This is a genomic window from Enterococcus sp. AZ015 (assembly GCF_050499225.1).
GTDB lineage: Bacteria > Bacillota > Bacilli > Lactobacillales > Enterococcaceae > Enterococcus_D > Enterococcus_D entomosocium.
On sequence record NZ_JBMHEX010000001.1, the window covers coordinates 2,832,178 to 2,855,257 of the forward strand.

Annotated in this window: 23 protein-coding genes; 7 read left to right on the forward strand and 16 right to left on the reverse strand. The window is 43.1% G+C overall.

Features of this window, described 5'->3' with window-relative positions:
- Positions 1 to 144 precede the first annotated feature (144 nt).
- A complete protein-coding gene (locus IGK85_RS13130; protein WP_008380589.1) occupies positions 145 to 939 on the forward strand; it encodes an AraC family transcriptional regulator in 795 nt (264 codons plus the stop codon).
- Positions 940 to 1,201: 262 nt separating this feature from the next.
- On the opposite strand, the gene IGK85_RS13135 is transcribed toward IGK85_RS13130, so the two are convergent.
- The 11 genes from IGK85_RS13135 to gnd all read right to left on the reverse strand — a co-directional run bounded on the left by IGK85_RS13135 (position 1,202) and on the right by gnd (position 10,488).
- Entirely contained in the window at positions 1,202 to 1,924 is a 723-nt protein-coding gene (locus IGK85_RS13135; protein WP_008380587.1) for an HAD family hydrolase, read from the reverse strand.
- A 96-nt stretch (positions 1,925 to 2,020) separates the two neighbouring features.
- Positions 2,021 to 2,638 (reverse strand): bifunctional 4-hydroxy-2-oxoglutarate aldolase/2-dehydro-3-deoxy-phosphogluconate aldolase, encoded by a 618-nt coding sequence (locus tag IGK85_RS13140; protein ID WP_008380585.1) that lies wholly within the window; start codon positions 2,636 to 2,638, stop codon positions 2,021 to 2,023.
- On the reverse strand, positions 2,635 to 3,732 hold the full coding sequence (gene uxuA, locus IGK85_RS13145; protein WP_429972259.1) for a mannonate dehydratase: 1,098 nt from the start codon (positions 3,730 to 3,732) through the stop codon (positions 2,635 to 2,637). Before uxuA ends, IGK85_RS13140 begins: the two co-directional genes overlap by 4 nt.
- 20 nt (positions 3,733 to 3,752) lie before the next feature.
- The gene (locus IGK85_RS13150) at positions 3,753 to 4,208 is read right to left on the reverse strand and encodes a PTS sugar transporter subunit IIA (protein WP_008380583.1); all 456 of its coding nucleotides are present in this window, start codon (positions 4,206 to 4,208) and stop codon (positions 3,753 to 3,755) included.
- A 24-nt stretch (positions 4,209 to 4,232) separates the two neighbouring features.
- A complete protein-coding gene (locus IGK85_RS13155; RefSeq protein ID WP_008380581.1) occupies positions 4,233 to 5,108 on the reverse strand; it encodes a hypothetical protein in 876 nt (291 codons plus the stop codon).
- 102 nt (positions 5,109 to 5,210) lie between these two features.
- Positions 5,211 to 5,717 (reverse strand): PTS system mannose/fructose/N-acetylgalactosamine-transporter subunit IIB, encoded by a 507-nt coding sequence (locus IGK85_RS13160; protein WP_429972261.1) that lies wholly within the window; start codon positions 5,715 to 5,717, stop codon positions 5,211 to 5,213.
- Positions 5,718 to 5,734: 17 nt separating this feature from the next.
- Positions 5,735 to 6,592, reverse strand: coding sequence for a PTS system mannose/fructose/sorbose family transporter subunit IID (locus IGK85_RS13165; protein ID WP_008380577.1), 858 nt, complete (start codon positions 6,590 to 6,592; stop codon positions 5,735 to 5,737).
- A 19-nt stretch (positions 6,593 to 6,611) separates the two neighbouring features.
- Positions 6,612 to 7,445 carry a PTS mannose/fructose/sorbose/N-acetylgalactosamine transporter subunit IIC gene (locus IGK85_RS13170; protein ID WP_008380575.1) on the reverse strand — a complete coding sequence of 278 codons (834 nt, stop codon included), beginning with the start codon at positions 7,443 to 7,445 and terminating at the stop codon, positions 6,612 to 6,614.
- 11 nt (positions 7,446 to 7,456) lie between these two features.
- Positions 7,457 to 8,560: an iron-containing alcohol dehydrogenase family protein gene (locus IGK85_RS13175; protein ID WP_008380572.1), complete on the reverse strand. Its 1,104-nt coding sequence runs from the start codon at positions 8,558 to 8,560 to the stop codon at positions 7,457 to 7,459.
- Positions 8,561 to 8,575: 15 nt separating this feature from the next.
- A complete protein-coding gene (locus tag IGK85_RS13180) occupies positions 8,576 to 9,577 on the reverse strand; it encodes a D-isomer specific 2-hydroxyacid dehydrogenase family protein (RefSeq protein ID WP_008380570.1) in 1,002 nt (333 codons plus the stop codon).
- An 11-nt stretch (positions 9,578 to 9,588) separates the two neighbouring features.
- On the reverse strand, positions 9,589 to 10,488 hold the full coding sequence (gene gnd, locus IGK85_RS13185) for a phosphogluconate dehydrogenase (NAD(+)-dependent, decarboxylating) (RefSeq protein ID WP_008380568.1): 900 nt from the start codon (positions 10,486 to 10,488) through the stop codon (positions 9,589 to 9,591).
- Between the two features lie 152 nt (positions 10,489 to 10,640).
- On the opposite strand from gnd, the gene IGK85_RS13190 reads away from it, so the two are divergent.
- Positions 10,641 to 11,492, forward strand: coding sequence for a MurR/RpiR family transcriptional regulator (locus IGK85_RS13190; RefSeq protein ID WP_008380566.1), 852 nt, complete (start codon positions 10,641 to 10,643; stop codon positions 11,490 to 11,492).
- A gap of 257 nt (positions 11,493 to 11,749) precedes the next feature.
- Here IGK85_RS13190 and IGK85_RS13195 read toward each other — a convergent pair whose 3' ends face one another.
- From IGK85_RS13195 to IGK85_RS13205, 3 genes are all read right to left on the reverse strand, one after another.
- Positions 11,750 to 12,121: a YccF domain-containing protein gene (locus IGK85_RS13195; protein ID WP_008380564.1), complete on the reverse strand. Its 372-nt coding sequence runs from the start codon at positions 12,119 to 12,121 to the stop codon at positions 11,750 to 11,752.
- Positions 12,122 to 12,281: 160 nt separating this feature from the next.
- Positions 12,282 to 13,346 carry a DUF1002 domain-containing protein gene (locus IGK85_RS13200; RefSeq protein WP_008380562.1) on the reverse strand — a complete coding sequence of 355 codons (1,065 nt, stop codon included), beginning with the start codon at positions 13,344 to 13,346 and terminating at the stop codon, positions 12,282 to 12,284.
- A 177-nt stretch (positions 13,347 to 13,523) separates the two neighbouring features.
- Positions 13,524 to 14,537, reverse strand: coding sequence for an acyltransferase family protein (locus IGK85_RS13205; protein WP_008380560.1), 1,014 nt, complete (start codon positions 14,535 to 14,537; stop codon positions 13,524 to 13,526).
- Between the two features lie 235 nt (positions 14,538 to 14,772).
- On the opposite strand from IGK85_RS13205, the gene IGK85_RS13210 reads away from it, so the two are divergent.
- Positions 14,773 to 15,564 (forward strand): helix-turn-helix domain-containing protein, encoded by a 792-nt coding sequence (locus IGK85_RS13210; protein WP_008380558.1) that lies wholly within the window; start codon positions 14,773 to 14,775, stop codon positions 15,562 to 15,564.
- A gap of 46 nt (positions 15,565 to 15,610) precedes the next feature.
- Here the strand turns inward: IGK85_RS13210 and IGK85_RS13215 are convergent, their stop codons facing one another.
- The gene (locus IGK85_RS13215) at positions 15,611 to 16,279 is read right to left on the reverse strand and encodes a CPBP family intramembrane glutamic endopeptidase (RefSeq protein WP_008380555.1); all 669 of its coding nucleotides are present in this window, start codon (positions 16,277 to 16,279) and stop codon (positions 15,611 to 15,613) included.
- 396 nt (positions 16,280 to 16,675) lie between these two features.
- Here IGK85_RS13215 and IGK85_RS13220 point away from each other — a divergent pair, with 396 nt between their 5' ends.
- The 4 genes from IGK85_RS13220 (at position 16,676) to IGK85_RS13235 (ending at position 19,620) form a co-directional block, all read left to right on the forward strand.
- A complete protein-coding gene (locus IGK85_RS13220; RefSeq protein WP_005234036.1) occupies positions 16,676 to 17,650 on the forward strand; it encodes an ABC transporter ATP-binding protein in 975 nt (324 codons plus the stop codon).
- Positions 17,647 to 18,450, forward strand: a complete 804-nt coding sequence (locus IGK85_RS13225; protein WP_008380552.1) for an ABC transporter permease — start codon at positions 17,647 to 17,649, stop codon at positions 18,448 to 18,450. The genes IGK85_RS13220 and IGK85_RS13225 overlap by 4 nt, the downstream gene beginning before the upstream one ends.
- A gap of 5 nt (positions 18,451 to 18,455) precedes the next feature.
- Entirely contained in the window at positions 18,456 to 19,229 is a 774-nt protein-coding gene (locus IGK85_RS13230) for an ABC transporter permease (protein WP_005228413.1), read from the forward strand.
- Positions 19,230 to 19,452: 223 nt separating this feature from the next.
- Positions 19,453 to 19,620, forward strand: coding sequence for a hypothetical protein (locus tag IGK85_RS13235; RefSeq protein ID WP_005234033.1), 168 nt, complete (start codon positions 19,453 to 19,455; stop codon positions 19,618 to 19,620).
- Between the two features lie 532 nt (positions 19,621 to 20,152).
- Here IGK85_RS13235 and IGK85_RS13240 read toward each other — a convergent pair.
- The gene (locus IGK85_RS13240; RefSeq protein ID WP_008380546.1) at positions 20,153 to 23,068 is read right to left on the reverse strand and encodes an NADH-dependent flavin oxidoreductase; all 2,916 of its coding nucleotides are present in this window, start codon (positions 23,066 to 23,068) and stop codon (positions 20,153 to 20,155) included.
- Positions 23,069 to 23,080: the final 12 nt, after the last annotated feature.

Sequence of the window (23,080 nt, forward strand, 5' to 3'; positions counted from 1 at the left end):
TGCTGCAGCTCATTTTAAAAATATTCACTAATCATTGTTCTATTTACTTTCTTCAGCTGAACTGTCATAATTATAGAATGAAATCGCTATCATTCACAGGACGATTTCCACACATCGATAGACAAAAAATGGAGGATAGATCGCGTGACTATTTTAGAAGAATACCATTTCGGCGAATACCTAGGCGTTTCCAGTTACCATCCCTACTCGCTTAATTACATGGAACATTTTCATCGTTCCTTTGAATTGCTTTTTTGTAGTGACGGCGAAGCGGTTGTCAAAATCGAAGAAAGTCCCTATGTCCTTACAACTGGCCAAGTGTTATTAGTCATGCCTTACCAGACCCATGCCATCGAAACCCCTAAGGAATCACAACTGCATATTCTGGTTTTTTCGCCGGAGTTTATTCCAGATTTTTATGCCAAAACCAAAGATTTCGCTTTGTCAGATCCCGTTATCACCATTGATTCGTCTGTCGCAAATCAGCTGTATTATCCTTTATTTGAAACGGATTCCCTCTATTTACGAAAATCGGCACTGTATCAAGTCCTTTACCTTTTTGAGCACCAAACGACTTTACTACCAGCCAAAAACCAAGAGGATATCCTGATCCAGCTGCTTGCCTATATCGAGTCACACTTCAAAGAAGAGCTGACGCTCGAAAAACTAAGCAGCAGTATCGGTTATAGTAGCGTCTACGTTTCCAGAATGATCACTGAGAAATTGAAAAGCACCTTTCCTCGGCTTTTGAATCAAGCAAGAATTCGCCATGCCTCTTTTTTGCTGACTCATAGTCTCTTGCCGATTACGGAAGTAGCAGAACAGGCTGGCTTTCAAAATGTGCGAACCTTCAATCGAAATTTCAAAGCTTTGACCTCACTGACTCCGAAAGAATACCGCTTAACACACAATGCTCATTTTTCGTTGCTGAAGGAATAGCGCAAAAAAGCAGCTTCACTTACCTATAAAGTGAGCTGCTACAATCTTACTCGTTTTTCTAGTCAGCCTTTTGCCACGTTCCCAGAAAGTAGTGAAAAACATTCTAACTCTCCCCTTCTTCATAGAGAAATGAGCAGGAAAAGACCAATTGCCAAAATGAACCTTTGTTGTTTTACCGATTCCGCAACGCTATGCCTGATTTATAGCACCGTATGTTCTTGCTTAATGCCGTTTGCTTTATCGAAGCTTCTTGGAACATCGATCAAGGCCAAGAAAAATGATTCACGACTAGCCAGTCTCTGACTTCCGTCAGATCAGAAAAAGTTTTCACCTGTGCAGCTACTTCTTGCTCAAGTTTTGGCTGTTTAAGCAAAGGATACTTCCCATTTTTCTTGACTGGCAAAATACTCAAATCATCCGCAATCAGAAAAGCTGGGATCTTGGCTTGTTTTGCGGCTCTTATGCCGGCTAGAGAATCTTCTAATACCAAGGCTGCTTCAGGCTTTACGCCTAATTGTTGGCATGCTGTCAGAAAGATTTCTGGATCAGGTTTGCCCTTTCGCACTTGATCCCCAGAAACCACCGTATCAAACCAATCTGGCATCTGTTCCATTTCAAAATACGCCTTGATTTTTTCTTTCGACGAAGAGGACGCCACGGCTATCAAGCAATCTTGTTTTTTTAATGCTTCCAATAGTTCAAGAAGGCCGGGCTTTTTGAACACCCGCTTTTCTTCAGCTAAAATCACTTCTTTCTGACGATTCATCGCTTCTCGCCACCGATCCGTTGGTACCGTACTGCCATAAAGTTCCTGCATCCCTTTACGAATATCTGCTTCCGTTCTGCCAGTCAGGTAATAATAAACATCTTGGCAAACTTCAAAATCATACTCCTCCGCGGCTCTTAAATAGGCGCGGTAAACTAACCGACCTGTTTCAAACATCAAACCGTCCATATCAAAAATCACCAGTTTTATCTTCTCCATCCTATGGCCTCCTTTGCTTTTCTGCGAATAAAAAAGCAATGGTACCAAAATCCTTTGGCACCCATTGCTTCATCTTGTTTATTTACAGCTGACTGCTCAACTTAGCAATGATTTTACATGCGCCAAATGGCTGTCAGCCTTTTCCCGCCCTTCTTTTACTAGCGCTTCTGACAGAATGAAGGAGCCGCCAACCGCTAATACTTGCGGATCAGATAAATAGTCTTGAACATTTTCGAGAGTGATCCCACCAGTTGGGACAAATCGAATATCGTAAAACGGACCGCTGAGGGCTTTGATTGCCGGTAAGCCCCCGTAGATATCCGCAGGGAAAAATTTCACAACTGATAAGCCATAATCCGTTGCCCGTTGAATGTCATTTGGGGTAGCTGTCCCTGGAAACACTGGAATGTTTTCGGCAAGACAAAATTCCACCACATCAGGTACAAGAGCAGGGGAAACAATAAAGCGCGCCCCTTTCTCAACTGCTGCTTTTGCTTGTTCTAAGGTGCGGACCGTGCCTGCGCCTACGATCAATTTGCCCGATTGAGAGAGTTTTTCAATCGCTTCTAAAGCAAGGGCACTGCGGAAGGTCACTTCAATAAAATACAGTTCATGCTCAATCAGCAGTGATTCTACTACTGGCAAATAGGTAAGGTCTGTTGCCGTGTAAAGGGGCAACACCCTTGTTTTTGCCAATTGTTCATAGAGTGTCATACACTCTCTCCTCCCTTCGTTCCCCTCGATTGCATTTGCTCTTTCAAGACGGCTTCATGAAGCCCTTGAAGATAACTGATACCAATCGCGCGATCATACAGACCATAGCCTGGCATCGCCACTTCCCCCCAGATCGTCCGCCCGTGATCAGGACGGATGACACCATCAAAACCGACCTCAACCAAGGCTTTCATAATGGCATACATATCTAACGATCCTTCAGTGGAAAGATGGGCAGATTCTTTAAATTTGCGTTCCCCCATAAACAACACATTGCGAAAATGAACAAAGTTGATGCGGCCTTTTAAGCCATGAACGATATCCACCATGTCGTTTTCTGGATCGGCACCTAACGAACCGGTGCACAACGTCACCCCATTATAAGGCGAATCCACGATGGCCATGATTTTTTTCAAGTCCTCTAAATTTTTGGTGATCCGTGGCAAACCAAAAATTTCCCAAGGTGGATCGTCCGGATGGATCGCCATTTTCACATCTACTTCTTCACACACAGGAATGATCCGCTTTAAGAAATAGCTTAAGTTATCAAAGAGGATCTCTTGAGTGACCCCTTCATAAGTTGCCATCAAACGCTGGAACTTTTTCAGTCGTTCTTCTTCCCAGCCTGGCAATTTAAAGCCTTTTGATTGGCTATGGATTAGCGTATACATCTCACTAGGTTCCATATCATCCACAACGGCTTGATCATAGAGCAAGGAGAAGCTGCCATCCTCGTTTTGATAAAATAGGTTTGTTTTTGCCCAGCCGAAGATCGGTTTGAAGCTATAGCAGATCATATGTACATCACAAGCTGCTAAATTCCGAATCGTTTGAATATATTGATCGATGTAGTGATCCCGTTCCTCTGTTCCAGCTTTGATCGCATCGTGGATCGCGACACTCTCAATCCCTAATAGCGAAAGATGCTCTTTTTCAATTGATGCTTTTAGTGCGTTGATTTCGGAAATCTCCCAGACATCTCCGGGCATTTTATTCAGAAGTGTTCCTACAATGCCGTGCATTCCTGGAATTTGTCGAATATTCGTTAACGGGATCGTATCCCCTTCCCCGTACCATCGAAACCCCCATTGCATTTGCTGTCACCCTTTCGTTTTTAAAAATCATCGTCCTCATCAGTTTCTTCGCTACTATCACCTGCTGAAGAATTGTGCCAAATCGCTACACTGTTTTCTCCTTGCTGGATCACTGCTGCCACCGCCTGTTCAATCGGTGTCGCCAAAAATTGATGATTGATTGCTTCTAATACCATCGGTAGATTCACTCCGCCGATCACATACGTCTTTTCCTGAAGTGGTTCATCTAATTGATTGATCGTTACAACCGACTGATTGTAGGGACTGGCACTCAATAGATCAGCAAACACCACGACACCGTCCCCTTGATCTGTTTCATGGATTGCTTCATGGATTTTGTTTCCCAGAAGTTGAATATCCTCTCCGTGGTTCAAATTAACGACCGCAATATTTTCGACACTGCCCATGATCACCTCTGCGGCATCTTTAAAACCAGTACTCAGCTGTCCGTGAGTTGCCAATACGATTCCTAACAAATGTTGTTCCTCCTTTTTCGCTTCCTAACCAAATAACGCAAGGACTTTTTGCATATTCCTACTATTCAGCTCTTTTTGCTTTAATTGTTTTTTAGGCAACACATACGTCTGATCCTGTTGCTTTTCTGCACAAAACAGATAGTTGATGCTGCCCATTGCTTCACTACTGTGTTCGATTGACAACTGCTGGAGTTGCCCTTCATTGAATTGCTTGCCGATAGCTCGAATCGGAGCATCGGCACCAATAGAATCTAAATAATAAATCTTCGCATTCGGCCTTACTGAATCACGTAACACTTCCAACCCGCGTTCTCCGTAACTTCCTTCATCAAGAAATGCGAAGGCCGTCGTTGTTTGACTGTTTTGACTGATTAGGGACAGCAGCGCTAAGATAGAGGAGGTATTGCGGGTTAGATTTTGCTGAAATCCTGCCCCGCGGCTTACGCGATTTAATAGCAGAAAATAAATACCGACCCCTGAAGCAAAAAGCGCTGTTTGCCAAGACAATAAGGGAAATCTCCCTGAGGCAAAGTGGATATAAAGCCAGGTACCTAACAACCCTAAAAGAATCATCACTGCTGAAGCAGTCAGAATAAATTGATTTGTTTTACGGCCTTGCTCCTGCCGATCAAAAAAATGGTAATCGCCGAAATGCTCTGGCGGTGTATCATAATATGTGCAGATGATCCGTTTTGCTTTGGTCAGATCACCAACATACAAATTGCGTGAGGCGTTTTTTTTCGTGTGATCATACTCGATCACCTGAAGGTCTTTGCGAAATGGAATGATATCCGCGATGAGTGCCTTCAAAAATCTTTGTTTGCTTTTATCCGTTGATCGCGACCGATAGACATATCGATAACGAAAAAGCCAATCACGAAATGCTTCTGTTTGATTCATGGCGGATTCTCCTATTCACAAATTACTGACAAGGAAGGAGGAACTCTATTTTTATAAGACCCTCCGCCTTCCTCTTCAACAGATGACGAACGCGCTCAATGATTACAAATTGAACTGCTTCAACACATCTTTAAGGGTTGATTTCGGTGCAGAAGGTGTTGCTTGAAAATAGATTGATTCCACACCGTACGCTTCGTTCATTTCTTTGAGTTTTTGCGCATCAGCTTGATTTAAATAAACAGATTTTGTTACCAAGAGATCCTTCTCGGGATCTTTTTGGGCAATACCGCCTATGTTCAATTCTTTCATCGGCACGCCGTGTTTGACTAAGTCGTACATCACGCTGACGGTTTTGGCGATCAAGATACAGTTGTAATCTTTGAAGTTGTATTCATCCCAGTAAAATTTGGCTTTTTCTGGTGTAACGACGATCGTTTTTTGCCCTGTTCGGCTACCGGCATTTTTGTATAGTTCCCCCATGAACTTATCCTTAGCTACTACTTCATCCACTACAAAGATCGAATTGACTCCGCTTTTTTGCGACAAGGTCATCATGACCTGCCCATGGATCAATCGCTCGTCTACTCGTGCTAAATTTACTACACCCATTTTTGACACTCCTTTTCTTATAAAATACCGACACCGGCTAAAATAATCAGAATCAAAGTCAGCCATAGCAATGCTTGCGTGACTTTTAATCCTTTCTTTGTATAGAACCAGTAGACGCCCATTACAACTGCTAACGGCAAGATCCCTGGTACAATCTGATCAAGGATATCTTGGATAATAAATTCTCGTCCAGAAATATCAAACTGCAGCGAAGAACTGACTTTGACATAGTTTCCAGCCAGAACCCCCATCATAAACAAACCGAGAACCGACAGTGTTTCAATGGCAGTTTGAACACCTGTACTCTGCATCAAGCCAGTTGCGTTGCGTCCCATTGAGAACGCTTGGCGGGCAAAAAACATTCCTAGAGAAACTTGATACAGTGCAAAGCAAATGAACGGAAACAACGCACCTAGCGGACTTCCTTGCTGTGCCCAAGGGACGGCAATCGCAATAAAGATATATTGAACGGTTCCTGAGTCGATGGCATCCCCGATTCCTGCTAAAGCACCCATCAAACCAGCTTTCGTGTTGTACATTAGATCATCCTGCATCAAGATCTCTTTTTTCTCATGCTCTTCCTCGGCCCGCTGTTGTTCCATTGATGACATCAGCCCAGTAATAACACCGCCACCCCAACTTAGCTGGGTATTGAAAAACAACAGTTGGCGTTTGTAGGCAGCTTTCAGTGCCTCATCGTCTTTGTAAAGTTTGCGCAAAATCGGCATCATGGCGTATAAAAGCGATGGTGATAAATACCGTTCAAACGAATGCGGGATCTCATTGGCGAAATGCCATCTTAGGTATGCTTTTGTGACATCTTTCTTCGTGATTTCTTCCGGTGCGCCTTGCGCTTTTTGAATTATTTCGGTCATTACTGCTCCTCCTTATCGATTAGAACCCGTCATCATAGTCATCGTCATCATCAAAGGATGGTGATGCTGTATTCGTTTCTGGGGCTGGGGCCAATTTTCCTTTTTGTGACTGAACAAAAATCAACGCGATCAAAATACCAAAAATCGCATAGGTGACCATGGTAATTTCTAGCGAACTGAAAACTACACTCATGAAATAGGCCAAGAAGAAAAAGACCATATAATCTTTTCGACCGATCACATAGACGGTAGTTGCAATCCCGATCGCTGCCAATCCGCCGCCGACTACTTCTAAAATATGGATAACGACTGTCCCCTCAAGAGCATTGATGACATCAGCAATCAGTGGAGCGCCTAAATAAAGTGCAATAAATACCAGCGGAACAAATAAAATAAATGAAGCCAGCGTTGGGTATAAAATAATTGAACGAGTCATTGCTTTGTCATTAAGATCTTCCACTGCTTTATCCGTATATTTTCCTAAGAAGGTATTGATAAAGAAACGGAACTGATACAAATAACTCCCTAGCAAACCAACAGGTACGGCAACAGCAATCGCTGCTTCTGGTTGCAGATTTCCTAGCAAAGCTACCGGTACGGCAATCGCCGCTGCAATCGAAGGTTCCGCCGGCATGGATCCGCCGGGAGAAAATACCCCCATGTAAATCATTTGTAAAGCGGCAGTGACGATCATGGCTTGAGGCACATTTCCCATCACCAGTCCGACAACTAATCCCGTCATCAACGGTGAAAAACGTAAAGTCAGTGTGGCGCCTCCGCCGAGCCAACGAGACATGACTGCTGCAACCCATAGCGCAATCAGTAAACTTTGTGTAACACTTAATGTATCCATTTTTCCTCCTCCTAAACTTCTTTCAAATAGTTTTCTAAATCAAGAACAGCTTCTTTCAAGCGTTCTTTGGTGATTAAGACTGGAATCAAGTGTACTTTTTCTTTTGAATCTATGAACTGCACCAACTGATCAATGACTTGTGCATCTTCAGGAAAAATACCCATTTGATGTAAACTCATTGGTAAGTGCAATTCTTGATAAAAGGGGATCAACTGATCGATGACCGTCCATTTTTCTTCAAGCGCTAATTGATAAAACATCCCATAGGCAACCTTTTCCCCGTGAAGAAAACGATGACTCTCAGGCAGATATTTACTGATGGCATCATGCATCGCATGCGCCGCTGCATTGCGGGCATATTTATCGCCTAGCCCGCCTACCATTCCAGCAACTGCAATAACGATCTCCGACAAATGACAAAAGGCGTCTGTCACTTCCTGCCGCTTCATATCTTCAATCGCTTGTTTCGATTGTGTCAAAATAGCTGTTTCGCATAATTTTGCTGTATAGCCTGCCAGTTGCAAGAAAGGCTCATTTTTCAAATGTGGTTGGGCTAAGATTGCTTCCGATTCAATCCACTTTGCCAACGTATCTGCTAAACCGGCGATAAAGTAGGAGACTGGTGCATCGATCACTAACGTCGGATCGGTAATCAAAAAAGCAGCCTGTCTTAAATAGTGTTCCGACTTCCCTTCAGATTCTCCCGACTCTTTATACATGACAGACAAGGGTGTCCATGGTGCACAATTACTGGCCAATGTTGGGATCAGTCCAAAGGGTCGATTGACTACATGTGCTGCATATCCCACTAAGTCGGCTAACTTCCCGCCACCAACCCCCAGAATAAAATCGATCGCCAGTTCTTCAACAAGATCAGCAATCAGTCCAGCGCCATAATAGCTACATTCTCCTGTGTAGCGATGATAAAAAATTTCCAAATGCCCATCTTCTAAAAAGGGTAATTTTGGTTTCGCTTTTTCCCATGAAACCGTTCCATGTACGAGCAGCAGTCGTTTTACTTTGTACTCTTTTAATACTTCCGGCACATAGTCGATCGCGCCTTCATGGTAACGATAAACTTGCGGTCCAACCTTTACTTTTAAATCCGTTAGCACGAGCTTCACTCTCTTTTATACAGCCAAAAACCGACTTTCCGCTTGAACAGCACGGTCTGGCAGCAGTCCCTTAACGATTCGTTCAATATCCGTTACACATTTGTTTCCCATCTCTTCTAAGCATTCCATAGTATAAGCTGATGTATGCGGTGTCATAACTATATTTTCAAAAGCTAAATACGGATGATCTTTATGACCAGGCTCTTCCTCTAAGACATCGGTGGCAAGACCAGCGATTTTCCCACTTTTTAATCCGCTTACAATTGCCTCTTCATTCAAAAGTGCGCCACGGGCACTATTGGAGAGATACACTTGATCTTTCATTTTTGAAATTTCTTCAAAGGAAATCATATGATAATTTTCCTCCGTCAAGTTAGCACATAGACAAATAATATCTGATTTTGCTAGCAGCTCGTCTAGCTCGACTTTTTTTCCGCCATAGCTTTGAATATGCAAAGCGGACTTATATGGATCGTATGCCAAAATCTCGCAGCGGAAACCATTTCTCAATATTTCTACTACACAACTTCCAGTATTGCCGACACCAATCACGCCTACTGTCTTGTTAAATAGTGCGCGTCCGACAAAGTTCGCTCGTTTTTCCCATTGATCTTCGCGGACTTTTGTATTCGATTCAACTGTACAGCGCAGAAGCGCCAATAGATTGGTCACATTATTTTCTGCTACTGCATCACGCTCGACCAAAGCTGGAATGATCGAAACAATCGTTTGGTGGTCCTTCGCTGCTTCTAAATCAATATTGTTATAGCCGATCCCGTGGCGTGTGATCAGTAGCAATTCATCTTTGTACTCAAAAAATTCTTTGGTAAAAAATGGGGTAACACTTGCTATAATGATGTTGTATCCCTTAAGCTTTTCTGCCAATTCTTTCCCGTTGATTTCGCTATCGAACGTGAAAGGACTGACAGTTCCGATTGCTTTCAACCGCTCGATATGTTGCGGAAAGATTTTTCCAAAGCTGCTGGAATTCACTATAGCGATCTTAAACTGTTCCATATTCTTCCTCCTTACTCTTTTGCAACAATCTCATGACCACCAAAACCATTCCTTAGCGCAGAGACGACTTTTGCTGAGAAACTGTCTTCTTCTTGGGACAAATTTCTCATAAACAAACTCATAGCGATCGTCGGTACAGCAACATTCATCTCCAAAGCCGTTTCCACTGTCCACCTAGCTTCACCAGAAGCTGCAACAACCCCGCGATATTCCTCCAACTTAGGGCTCTCATTAAATTGGGCCGCTGCGATTTCCATCAGCCAGCTGCGAATAACCGATCCATGATTCCATACCTCCGCGACGGAAGCCAAATCAAAGTTATAGGCACTTTGTTCAATCAATTGAAAGCCTTCACCGATCGCTTGCATCATTCCATATTCGATACCGTTATGGACCATCTTTAGAAAATGACCGCTTCCTGATTCCCCTGCGTAAAGGTAGCCTCCTAAAACAGCCACATCTGCAAACAAAGATTCCACCTCTAAAAAAGCGATCTCATTCCCGCCAATCATCAAACATGCATCTTTTCTAGCTCCGGAAACCCCACCAGAAGTCCCACAATCAAAGTAATGCACCTCTTTTTCTTTAAACCAGGCTGCTCGGCGAATCGAATCTTTGTAATTAGAATTTCCGCCTTCAATCACGATATCTTTCGCTGATACAAGGGTCCATAGTTCTTCAAGAACCCCCTCAGTCACCGTTCCCGCAGGAAGCATCAACCATAAAATCCGTCGGCCGCTAAAGGAATTCGTCAAATCAGCTAGCGTTTGATAGAGTGTGATTCCAGCTTCTTGCGCTGTTTTCTGCGCATGTACCGAAAGATCCAGCCCTTTTACTTGATAACCTTGATCTTTTAAATTGAGGGCTAAGTTCAATCCCATTTTTCCAAGTCCGATAATTCCTACCTCCATGATAGCGCCTCCATTTCATACTTCCATTATACAAAAAAATATTTTTTTGTAAACAATAAAAATAAAAATAATTTTTATTTGCTTTTTTTCTTTAAAAGAGGTAACGTAACAATACAAAGATGATAATGTTCATATAAAGGAGGTAACCGTCTTTGACTGTTTCGATTCGACTGCAAATAAAAACGCTTTATAAAGACTTAAGTCTCAAAGAACAAGCGATTGCCGACTACATTTTGGAAAATCCTAGTAAAGTCAGCCACAGTTCAATCAGTGATTTATCCAATGAATTAGGCATCGCTGATTCGACCTTTTTTCAATTCACAAAAAAACTCGGTTACAACGGATTTAAAGACTTCAAAATGGCAATGCTGATGCAGGAAAATGATTTTTCTGCCATTTCGATCCATGAAAATATCCAGAAGTCTGATAATGAATTGACTATGGCTCAAAAAGTATTTGATTCCAATATGACCACACTGACTGATACCAAAAATCTTTTAAAAGAAGAAGATTTAAAGATTGCTGCTGCAATGATCAATAAATCTAAACGACTTTTTTTCTTCGGCGTTGGTGGTTCAGAAATCGTGGCAACCGATGCCTATCACAAATTTTTGCGCTCGCCGATCACTGTTTTCCACAGCAGTGATTATCACATCCAACTGATGGAGGCTTCATTGTTGACGCCAGATGATTGCGGCATTTTTATCTCTCATACTGGAAAATCAAGAGAAACCATTGAACTAGCTCAAGTTGCCAAAAACAATGGTGCCAAAATTATCGTCATTACTAGCCATGCTGCTTCTCCTTTAGCCAAACTCGGCGACGTGGTTTTCATCTCTATTTCCGAAGAAACTGAGTTTCGCTCAGAGGCATTGGCATCCAGAATCGCTCAACTGAGCATCATGGATTCCCTCTATGTCATCTTAATGTTTATTAATCGAGACAAAGCACAACAATCGATTGCCAAAATTCGGCGCTCCATTTCAAAAATCAAAGAACCCTGAGAAGGGAAGAAAAAAACTTAACATTTTTCTGTGTTTCGCTAAATCTTTTGTGAATCACGGTTGATATGCAAAAAAACTTGTGTGTTTTTTCCTGTCCTCTTCTTTGGTTTCTTAACAACTTTTTCAGTTCTGAAATTCAACTGCGGTGAGCCTGCCAAAAATCTTGTCCCTTACTCTTGCTGATATTCGCAAAAAAACCACATCACAAAGCTATCCGCTCTGTAATGTGGTTTTTTAAGACTATTTTTTGGGGTAAATCAATAACGACTAGACACAATCTCTGCTCCAAAGGGCATCAACGCTAAGCGCGCCATTTTCAATGATTGCGCCGCAAATGGAATGCCGATGATCGTGATGGCTAGAAGGACTGCGCTAGCTAAATGTCCTAAAGCCAGTGGTATACCAGAAAAAATCAACCATAAAATATTGAGAATCACGGACACGCCACCGCCACGGTAAACGATGTCTTTCCCAAATGGTGCTAATGACAAAGTCGCAAACTTAAAACATTGCAGACCAATGGGAATGCCGATGATGGTAATACACCATAAACACCCAGCCAAAAACCATGAGATCGCACCGATCAAGCCGCCAAAGACAAACCAAATCACGTTGCCTAAAAAATTCATCTGATTGCCCTCCTTCTTTTTTAATAAAGACTGCTCCTGTTTTAGCAAAGAAAGCAGAGGACATCGTTAGCACTCAGATGTGCACTAGCGTCCCTGCTCCTTCCCCTGCGCTCTTCTCTTTTTTCTTAATACAAGCGAAATACGTTATTTTGTAAAATGCTTATTGTCCAGAATCAACCGTTGATTCGCTGCTGTTATTTGATTCATTTGAGTCATTGCCGAAGACACCGGTGATCGAAGACCAGATGCCGCTAAAGAAGCTCTTGATATTTTCCCAAAGGCCCTTAGAGGTTTCTTCGATTTGCTTGCGAGCTTCTGACAGATCCAATTCTTTGATGAAGTCATCGAAGATATTGTTGTCTCGCATGTCGCTCATTAAAGAGGTCAATTCAGAAATTTGATTTTCCGTAACGATTCCTTCCAGTCCGTTGTCCTTCAAGGCTTTTTCTACTGTCTCTTGAATATCTGCTTGAGTCAATTCCGTACCATCTGCGGTTTGAGCAGCCAAATCGGTTTTCGCTTGTTCTTGCGCAGCATTCAAAGCTTCATCGGAATAGCCTTCTTTGTCTTTGTTCTCTTCGGTGATCGTAGAAAGCACATCCATCTCATCTTGAGCTACAGCTACTCGATTCTGATTGATGACGCCGCCTGATTCTTCAACGATTTTGTATACCCCAGCTAAAGCTCCGGAACCGTCGATCGGTACGGCAGAAGCGACCGTTAGCTTCGCATCAGTGATTCCTGCCGTCAGCGCTGCATTTTGGTACTGGGCTGCAGTGATGCGGGTAATGTTATCTGGTGTCGCGATATCGACAGTGATTCCTGCCCCGCTTTCTAAAGTCTGCATTCTGACCGAGCTATAGACCGCCCAATCTGCAGTAAAGCCGCCATCGGGAATGTATTTCATCAAGTCATTACCGTTTGTCGTATAAATCGGTGTTTCGCCTTGGATGCCTAAGCGCTCAAGTGTGTAGTCTTCTTGTGCTTTCGTCAAGGCATTTCCGATCGCCACAGCATTGACTTGCAAACGATCTGAACTGCTGTCAGAGGTACTTGTTTGACTGTCGGTAGTGGCTGTCGTTGCGGTAGAACTGCTTGTTGCAGTGGAACTGCTCGTCGTTGAATTGGTTTCGTCAGCAAAAACTTGTGGTGCTGCTAATAAAACTTGGCTAGATACCAAGAGAGTCGCTAAAATCATCGCTGGTTTTCGAGTCTGTTTTTTCATCACTATATCCTCCAAGTGTTGATCTCTTTTTCAGGGATTTTCCCCTCTTACTGCTGTTATTGTACTATAGGTTTTCTTGCAAAGCCTACGTCTAGGGTCTGAAATGAAGAAAAACTTAGAACTCTGCTGCTATTTAAAAAAGGCGCAATTTGGTATTATCCTTGGTACAGTAATACTTTAGGCGCTTTTCTTTTCATCAACTGTTTTTTTAGCAAACCCAACAGCATAGGATTTTAAACGGCTGCCCACTTTCCTCAAGCCGAGAAAGGCTCCCGTTAAAACTATCGTATAAAACAACAACGGAAACCCTCCTAGTGAAAAAAAGACTTTCCCGGATTCCAGAAACAGCGGGTGACTCAGAAAGATCAATCGACTAGCCTCAGCTGCTTGTTTTGCTTGCCAAGTCCGCTTTTGTGGTTGCTGCTTGATCAGCCAAGCAAGGAAAAAAAGAGTCGTCGGCACAAAGAACAGCATGAAATTCTTATCGTCCCCCTGATTGAGATACACCAGTCGACCTTCAATGCCTAATAAGCAAAGAGAGACCGCGAATTTTCTGCCAAGATGCTTCGTGAAAAAAGGACGTTTCTGGTGTTCACCTAAACAAAACCCGCACAGCAAAAAAAGAAACCCATAAAAAAGACCGTTTCTCGTTGTAAAAAATAGGGTCCGATAATTTTGATAAAATACCAATAAAGGTCCACTTAAATAACTGCTGTACGTTTCAAGACAGCCAATCAAATACAAACTGATCGCCAGTAAAAACTGCCACCGATAGCCAAGAAAACGGGTTTTCCTTACTAACCACATGCCAAAGAGCAACGCTGGAAAATACCAAAGATGGTACCAGACCCCTACTGTTAAAAAGCCAGCAGCCAAACCGATGACCCGTAATGGATCGGCAAGATTTTGCTGTCCTAAATAAAACCAACCTAAGGGAAGATACACGATCGACCAACGCAAATAAAGCTTGAGTTGTCGTTTGCACCATTGCTGCCATGAACAGGTGCTCTTTTGAAAAAAATAGCCATTCAGCAGCAGAAAAAAAGGAACCGCCAAACGACATAAGAGACTCTTTAACAAAAAATGAAGCCCGTTGTTTTCTGCCAGTCGACCACAGTGAACGAGAATCACCAGTAAGGAAGCGAAGAATTGGGTATCGCCAATTGGAACCATAAGGTGTTTTGTCTTCATTCGATCGTTTCTCCTTTCTCCGTCAAATTTGATCAAACATACTTCACTCTACTGGACCTTTCTTTTTCTGACCAGCACTGAAAGCTTCCAGAATAGAAAGACAGTGCAACAAGTAGAAACATTGATAAATAAAGGATGTTACCCTTTGTTGCATCGTTAATTTCATAGATCCTCGTTCGCATAGAAAAGAGTTTGCTATAATATATAAGAAGAATGATGGAGGCAAAACAGACACATGGATATTGGGAAAATTATTAAAGAAGAACGCACCAAACGAAATCTCACGCAAGAACAATTGGCGCAGGAATTTTTTGTCACTCGGCAACTGATTTCAAAATGGGAAAACGGCAAGAGCTATCCTGATCTAGACCAAGTAGTCAAACTGAGCAACTATTTTGAATTGACCTTGGACTATTTATTAAAAGAAGACAAACAGATGGTCCAAGAACTCAATCTGACCACCCACCGAAAACGAATTGGCCTCGTATTGATCGCCCTTTTGACTGTTCTCAGTATTAGCTTAAGTACGATTTTGCTGGCAGGATTTTGGATCGATCCAGTCTTTTTCACAAAAGAAGACCTAACGATCACTTCTATTAAAAAGTACCACTTGCCTGCCACTGAGATAACGAATCAGGAAACCGGACAAGTGATTCAGCTGCCTGAAGATACGGAATACTTGATCACTTATACGATCGATCGGCCAATGGTAAAAACGGGCCGTCTATCGGGTTATAAAGAATACAGCAGCGAAAATGCCAGCCAATTAATGGTTTCGGGTTATCACGGTTTTCATTTTGGCACGCAAACAAGCAAAATCGTCATTCGCAGCAATCGCGAAGACAATTTAGCTGCACCAGAATTAAATGCAAACAAGGATCTTTATCTTCGTAATATGAATAAAGCGCGCGCCTATCAAAAATCTGCAGCAGGTGACGCATTTTCTATCGAAGACGAAGGCGATCTCCTCTTTACTGCAGAAGAACTGGAACAATTACCCTTTGAACAAGGACAACTGCCAGAGTAAACAAAAACCACCGAATCGTTTTGATCGGTGGTTTTTTGCTGACTTCTTATCCTAGCAAGATCATTGCGATCGCCGCCAAGGCGTTATTGAGAAAATGCATGGCGATGGCTGTTTCTAGACGCTTAGTTTTTACATAAATCAACGCCATGATCAGACCCATAGCACCGTAGATCAAAAACTCGATCAGGTTGGTGACGGAATGGATGATACTAAAAACGGCTACACTTGAAATGATCCCGACTATCGGGTATTTCTTGAATAAAAGGCCGATAAACCCACCACGGAAAACGATTTCTTCCATGATTGGCGCCGCCACAGCGATCAATAGGAAGATCAAAAGCGGATTTTCGCCTGTAAACAGTTCCCCTAACAATGCATCATTCGCGGTCGCCTCTTGATCGGATATATGCTGCAGATACATGGTACCACCAACAGCAACGACTCGACCTAAAACAAAACCACCGATGATCCATAGCCAGTTGCGCTTCGTTGACCAGCCAAAGTCAAAGGTGGCAAGTCCTAGCTTCCGAGCCAAATACATCAGTAGGCCAATGTTTGCCAAAAGCAAGGCAATCAACCCGTAGCTCATCATCGCAGGAATCCTCGGCTCTCCTGCTTCCAAATAATAGATTTTTACCACACTGAATACGGTCATCCCTACTTGACTTAGTAAGAATAAGCCAATCAAAATAAATAAGTTCTTTACTGCTTTCATGCTCTCCTCCATCGTTTGCTCATTGCATTTTGCAGGATTGGGTTACGACAAATCATGACACAGTCCATCACTTGGTTCCCCATATATCCAGAAACTACTTAGCCACTATCGGCTTGTTTCTAATGATACTGAGTTTCCTCAGTATTTACAACAAATAAAAAATAAAAACAGTTATTTTGCGTATTTTATCCAACAAACCACGTTTTTTCTTTCGCTGCCCTCAAAAAAATATAAGTAGTGTTTGAAAAAAGCGCTCTCTTATGCTACACTGTTCCTACTTTTGTTTGGCTGACGAACCGCTGCCCCAACCATGTTCGTTTGGACCAACTCGTTGCGAGTATTCGATTTCGAATGCTCTTTTTGTCGCGTTTGTCAAAAGAAAGTGAGTGAATCCAAATGATCCAAGTAGAACACCTCAGCAAGACCTTCCAAGTGTCCAAGCGAAAAAGCGGCTTTCGCCAAGCAGCCAAAGCATTTCTTTCTCGTGAAACCACCACCGTCCATGCGTTGCAAGACATCAGCTTTACCATCAATGAAGGCGAAATGGTTGGCTACATCGGGCCTAATGGTGCTGGAAAAAGTACCACCATAAAAATCATGTGCGGGATTTTGACCCCTGATCAAGGCATTTGTCACATCAATGGTCGTACGCCTTGGCAAGAACGTATTCAACATGTCAAAGACATCGGCGTCGTCTTCGGACAGCGCAGTCAACTCTGGTGGGATGTCCCCGTCAATGACAGCTTTGATTTGATCCGTGATATCTACAAAGTCGACGCTGCTAGTTATCAGCGCAACCTAGAAGAATTAGTCACCTTACTAGATTTAGGTGAGATCTTAAAAACCCCTGCTCGGTCCTTGAGTCTCGGTCAGCGTATGCGCTGTGAGATCGCCGCCTCCTTACTCCATGACCCCAAAATCTTATTTCTTGATGAACCCACCATCGGTTTAGATGCTGTATCAAAGATTGCCGTGCGTCAGTTTATTAAAAAAAGAAACCAAGAAAAAGGCACCACAGTCATCCTGACGACCCACGATATGCAAGATATCGAGGCGCTGACACAGCGAATTCTGTTGATCGGCAAAGGGCAAATTTTGCTGGATGGTCGCCTCGATGAACTAAAGCATCGTTTTTCTGATGTCAAAACGCTGGAGATCGACTATCAAGGGAATGAACCTCATCTGCCAGAAAACGTCCAGCTGCTTCAAAAAGACGTTGGTCGCCTTGTTCTGAAACTTGATCCCAAAGAAGTGTCGGTCGCTCAGCTGCTCAGTCTGCTCAGCAATCAAGTCGAGATCACCGATTTGGCCGTTGCCAGTATCACCGCCGAAGAAATGGTCGCTAAGCTGTATCAGGAGTATCAAATATGAGGAAGTATCAGGCATTTTTCCGCATTCGCTTTATCAATACCTTGCAATACCGCTCGGCGGCAATTGCCGGGATGGCTACGCAACTAGCTTGGGGCTTGATGGAAATTCTGGCATTCCACGCCTTTTACCAAGCAGATCCTAGTGCCTTTCCCATGACCTTTCAACAAACCGTCTCCTATGTTTGGCTCCAGCAAGCCTTCTTGTCTTTATTTATGTTGTGGTTCTTTGAGGCAGAAATTTTCAATACCATCACCACAGGGACGATCGCCTACGAACTTGTGCGGCCGATGGATCTATACAATCGCTGGTTTTGCCAATCGGCTGCCAATCGCTTAGCAAAAGCCGTCTTGCGTTGCGGACCGATTTTTGTGATTGCCTTTTTACTGCCAGCACCTTATCGCTTGATTCTGCCAGCAAACATCGTTGCCCTGTTCTTGTTTCTTTTGTCTATGGCGCTGAGTTTAGGTGTAGTGATCGCTATGTCGCAGCTGGTCTATATCTCGACTTTTTATACATTATCCTCCATCGGGGTGCGGATCGTCATCAGCTCCATCGGTGAATTTTTAGCTGGCGGGGTCATTCCTCTGCCTTTCTTTCCACAGCCTTTTCGCCAATTCGTGGAACTATTGCCTTTTGCTTCCATGCAAAACGTCCCGCTGCGAATTTACAACGGGGATCTGACTGGCTTTGCGCTTGTTTCAGCATTGCTCTTACAAGCGTTTTGGCTCGTACTTTTGATCGCGATCGGAAAAATTTGGCTGCAGCAGGCACTCAAACGTGTCGTTGTGCAAGGAGGTTAAGGAATATGGTTTATTGGCATTATTTTTGTATTCATCTCAAAAGTCAGATGCAGTATAAGGTTTCCTTTGTGTTAACTGCTTTGGGACAATTTCTAGGTTCCTTTACCGCTTTTTTAGGCATTTGGTTTATGTTTACCCGGTTTCATCAAGTGGATGGCTTTACCTTTGAGGAAGTCCTGCTTTCCTTTGCGACGGTTTTGTTTGCCTTTTCGATTGCGGAATGCTTCTTTCGCGGGTTCGATCTTTTTCCACAAATGATCAGTAATGGCGAGTTCGATCGGGCACTCGTGCGTCCTCGATCCTTGATCTTTCAAGTCTTAGCTTCCAAAATGGAGTTCTCTCGTCTCGGTCGTTTTATTCAAGCCTTGCTGTTGTTTGCGTATGCGATTCCCAATAGTGGAATTGCTTGGCATTTTGGAAATGTCCTGACTCTTTTTCTAATGATCGTCTGCGGCGCCCTCTTTTTCGCCCTATTGTTCTTAGTGTATGCCGCCATTTCCTTCTTTACGATCCAAGGACTTGAATTTATGAATATTTTTACCGATGGTGCCCGAGAATTTGGTCGCTACCCATTTAGTATCTACGGAAAACACGTCTTGCGTTTGTTGACCTACGTCGTGCCGATGGCTTGGTTTCAGTATTATCCATTCTTGTATGTCATTGGTCGGGTAACTAATCCTTGGTGGATCTTATCACCGTTGGTTTGTCTGCTCTTTGCCTTTCCCGCCTTCTTCTTTTGGCGAGTAGGTTTGAAGAATTATATTTCAACGGGTTCGTAGAACAAGCAAGAATCCCTTATAGACATCAATCATTGAAGACGCATCCTCTAATGATTGGTGCTCTTTTTCTTTTCGATAATTGTAAAATTGCTCAGTCGCTTTTTTATTCGAGCAATCACGTCACCGATATACTGTAAATATTTATCCCCTTAAAGACAAAAACTGGCTAGGAAAAGCAAGCAATCTCTGGTAAGATAAATAAAAACGTAAAAGAGGACCAGTTATGGAATATTTAGCGATTTTACTTGTTTTCTTTCTATTGAATGTAGTGATACTTGTACTTGGATTGAAGAAGAAACGAATCATGCTGCTTTTTCTGTCACTCTCTGGTTTATTGTTGGTTTGCTTGATTGCCATTTCTTACGTTTTCTTCTATTCAAATACACTTTAAGTTGTCAAAAACACGGGGAGATGGCTACGAACCTACCGAAACAAACGAGGCTGTTTTAGTCATTACACCCGATTTAGAAGCTATTGGACACACACAATTTGTGTCCACCTTCAAACAAATCGCTGTTCTTTTGCTCTTTATCAAGTCTAGCGAAAGCAACATATGCACCTTTGATGTCGGTGATATCGTCCCCATCTTCGCAGCAACCTTTGTGGATGCCGTGCGTTCGCCGATCACTCTTCCAAGTCCGAGGTAGAACGATGTACCACTTATGTTTTTTTGCAAAGTAGATTGACAGTGGCTACAGGCGACCAATCAGTCGTAACCGACAAGTTTGTTAAAATCACACGAAAAAACCAGGACCTCCGAAAGGATCGTTCTGGTTTTTTTGCTGATTTGATTATCTAGAGAAACGACCTAAATCACTCTGATTCTAGCCAAATTTCTGAAAGATAATTATAGAAGGATTCTCCTAGCTGATCCGTCATCGACGCTGTTTTCTCAATTTAACAATAAAGCGAAAAAGCGGATTCTACGCTTTTTTCGGTCCTTTCGTCACTTCCCAAACAGCTTCTGCTGCTAATTTCCCAGAAGTCAATGCCCAGGCATTATTGGCACCAGATGGAGAGTCTGATCCCATGACGCCTCCAACTACTTCACCTGCAGCATAGAGCCCTTTAATGGGCTGGTTTTGCTGATTCAAAACTTGTAACGAACGATTGACCGCTAACCCACCTAGCGTAGTCGCAAATCGAGGCTTTTGTTCGATAAGATAATAGGGACCTACACCAATCGGTTCTTGCAAGTATTCAGGTGCACGGTGAAACTCTTCGTCGCTTCCTTGCGCTACCCAGTAGTTAAAATTATCCACTGTTTCGATCAATTGTTCTACAGGCATCTGCGCTTTGATGGCTAACTGTTCTAATGTGGCTGCTTTAAGGATGCGAGGCGTGGCCTTTCCTTCTTGCGCAATCCAACAAGCCAGCTCTTCACTGGTGATTCCCCCTTCTGCTACGCCTTGGCTGAAATGCTCAAAATGTTTGCCGTCTAGCAATAAATAAAGCATTGGCGAGCGTTGTCTTAATAATGCTTCTAATACTAACTTATTGCTAGCTCGTTCGTTGACTACCCGCTTTCCAAGTTGATTCACTAGAATACCGTTTTCTTTCAGCACGATCAGATTGCCGCCAATCGTTGATTTCGCCACACCTTGAGAAACTTCCAATCCATTGGGATAGATTTTTCCTTGATCCATCGCTCGTATTTGTGCCTTTAAAGCAGGGATGGTTGCCATCAACAGACCATCGCCGGTGGCAGATTTTAGTCCATAATACAAAATTTGCTTGAATCTTTCCTTGAGTAAAGAGGCATTATTCCCATAGCCACCGGTTGTCATAATGACTGTTGAGGCATAGATCATATGTGTTTTCCCTGATTCTTCAAGGGCTTTGACGCCTATGACATTATTTTGATCATCTACTAGTAGCTGTTGGGCTTTCGTTTGGAGCAAGACCCGAACCGCACTATTCTGTAGTGTTTTACGGACGGTCTGGGCAAATCCAGCGCCGCCCCCTTGATAAGCAAGTTCGCGATTTTTTTGATATTCTGGTAGGACGTGCAGCCCTTGCTTCATATCGTAGGCTACACCTAAGTATTCATGGACCCAATCTGTGGTTTCTCCTACGTTCTCAGCGAAAAGGGTCAAAAGGTTTCGATCGTTCAGCCCATTCCCGTTTTCCAGAAAATCAGCCACCATTGCTGTCGGTGTATCATCTTTTACACCAGCAATCTGTTGTAGTTTCGAACCAGTCACGATTTGGTTTCCACCACTAATAGAGATCGCTCCACCCACAAAACTTAATTTTTCCAGTAAGATGACCTTTCGTTCTAACTGATCCGCTCGCAATGCAGCAGCAAGCCCAGCGGCGCCTGAGCCAATGATCACTACATCAACTGCTTCTTCAACCACTTCTTCTGACCAAGCCACGACTGGCTTTGGCCGTGCTTTGAGGACCTCTACATCGGCGCCTGCAAGTTTTACCGCTTCTTCAACCCCTGCGATCACCCCTTGACTGGAAGCAGAAGCACCAGAAACAGCATCGACATTCAGCGTTTGTCCTTCAATGATCTGTGCCGGAATTCTCGTAAAGACTAAATCAGATAAACCTTCAGATTCATTGCCTTTATCAATCGTAATCTTTTCAATCGTTTCCTTTGAAAAAGTCACTTGCATTTCAATCGGACTATTGTGTCCTTGGGCTTGTACAAGATATGTCCCTGGTTGGTAAGCGACTTTCCGCTTTTGGAGTTCTTTCAAGCGTTCATGCTTTTGTTTCTCCTCTTCTGGATCAATGACCATATCTTCCATAAACTGCCACAATGGTGTTGGGATTTTCAACTCACTTTGCGCATGACTAAGAGCAAAATGACGAACAACTTTCTTCTCGGCGATCATCTGAACCCAATTAGGTTCGACTAAAAATCCTTTCCCGATGGCAAGCAAATCGTAGCCAATTTTCAGTGCTGCTTCTGCGTCTTCTCGTTGCAAGATAGAGCCCACTCCTATAATCGGAATAGTCGAAAGTTCAGGCGAACGAATTGTTAAAAACTTCACAATCAATGGCTCGCTGCTCTCGTTATCAATAATAGAACTGCGATGATAGGTTCCCATTGAAAAATGAAGGTACTCTGGCTTGCTTTTCGCTAGTTGATTCAACAAGTACATCGTTTCTTCAAAACAAATCCCAGGCTTTTCCATTTCTTCTGGCGAAAAACGATAACCGATAACAAAGTCTTCAACCGATTCTTCTTGACGGACCCGCTGTACTTCTTTTAATACGGCTAATGGAAAGTGCGCTCTTTTTTCCAGACTGCCTCCCCAATGGTCGTTTCTGTGATTTGAATGGGGCGAGAAAAATTGTTGGATCAAAAAGGTATTCGCACCATGTATCTCCACACCATCGTAACCAGCTTTGATCGCACGCCTAGTCGCGTCTCCAAATCGTTGAATCATCGTTAGGATCTCATCATTACTCATTTCTTTCGGAACAGGTGCGTTTGGTCGTAACGCTGCGACGGGACTTGCGCAAATCGGTTGTACTCCACCATTGTACTCAGGCCATGCCATTCGTCCAGCATGATAAATTTGCAGGATCGCTTTCGAGCCTTTTTCTTTGATGGCTTTTGCTAATCTAGTGAGCCCAGCAATTTTCTTGTCTGTATCTACCCCGAGTGCTCCCGGAAACCCACGCCCATGTTCTTCGATAAAGCAGCTTTCTACGATCACTGCCGCAGCTGCACCGGCACGACAGCGATAGTATTCAATGATCTCTTCCGTTATTTCACCATCGTAAAAAGCAGATTGAGTTGTCATAGGTGCCATAACGAGTCGATTTTTAAGTTCAACGCTAGAAGATAGTTTGATCGGTTCAAATAATTCTTTTTTCATAAAAATCAGTTC

Coding starts and splice junctions, on each gene's coding strand:
- IGK85_RS13160 (WP_429972261.1), bottom strand. CDS start 5,717: ATGGGTGTAGTAAATTTAGCACGAGTAGACGAGCGATTGATCCATGGG.
- uxuA (WP_429972259.1), bottom strand. CDS start 3,732: ATGCAATGGGGGTTTCGATGGTACGGGGAAGGGGATACGATCCCGTTA.
- IGK85_RS13140 (WP_008380585.1), bottom strand. CDS start 2,638: ATGACACTCTATGAACAATTGGCAAAAACAAGGGTGTTGCCCCTTTAC.
- IGK85_RS13235 (WP_005234033.1), top strand. CDS start 19,453: ATGGAATATTTAGCGATTTTACTTGTTTTCTTTCTATTGAATGTAGTG.
- IGK85_RS13240 (WP_008380546.1), bottom strand. CDS start 23,068: ATGAAAAAAGAATTATTTGAACCGATCAAACTATCTTCTAGCGTTGAA.
- IGK85_RS13180 (WP_008380570.1), bottom strand. CDS start 9,577: ATGGAACAGTTTAAGATCGCTATAGTGAATTCCAGCAGCTTTGGAAAA.
- IGK85_RS13155 (WP_008380581.1), bottom strand. CDS start 5,108: ATGAATCAAACAGAAGCATTTCGTGATTGGCTTTTTCGTTATCGATAT.
- IGK85_RS13230 (WP_005228413.1), top strand. CDS start 18,456: ATGGTTTATTGGCATTATTTTTGTATTCATCTCAAAAGTCAGATGCAG.
- gnd (WP_008380568.1), bottom strand. CDS start 10,488: ATGGAGGTAGGAATTATCGGACTTGGAAAAATGGGATTGAACTTAGCC.
- IGK85_RS13205 (WP_008380560.1), bottom strand. CDS start 14,537: ATGAAGACAAAACACCTTATGGTTCCAATTGGCGATACCCAATTCTTC.
- IGK85_RS13215 (WP_008380555.1), bottom strand. CDS start 16,279: ATGAAAGCAGTAAAGAACTTATTTATTTTGATTGGCTTATTCTTACTA.
- IGK85_RS13195 (WP_008380564.1), bottom strand. CDS start 12,121: ATGAATTTTTTAGGCAACGTGATTTGGTTTGTCTTTGGCGGCTTGATC.
- IGK85_RS13170 (WP_008380575.1), bottom strand. CDS start 7,445: ATGGATACATTAAGTGTTACACAAAGTTTACTGATTGCGCTATGGGTT.
- IGK85_RS13220 (WP_005234036.1), top strand. CDS start 16,676: ATGATCCAAGTAGAACACCTCAGCAAGACCTTCCAAGTGTCCAAGCGA.
- IGK85_RS13210 (WP_008380558.1), top strand. CDS start 14,773: ATGGATATTGGGAAAATTATTAAAGAAGAACGCACCAAACGAAATCTC.
- IGK85_RS13165 (WP_008380577.1), bottom strand. CDS start 6,592: ATGACCGAAATAATTCAAAAAGCGCAAGGCGCACCGGAAGAAATCACG.
- IGK85_RS13200 (WP_008380562.1), bottom strand. CDS start 13,346: ATGAAAAAACAGACTCGAAAACCAGCGATGATTTTAGCGACTCTCTTG.
- IGK85_RS13135 (WP_008380587.1), bottom strand. CDS start 1,924: ATGGAGAAGATAAAACTGGTGATTTTTGATATGGACGGTTTGATGTTT.
- IGK85_RS13225 (WP_008380552.1), top strand. CDS start 17,647: ATGAGGAAGTATCAGGCATTTTTCCGCATTCGCTTTATCAATACCTTG.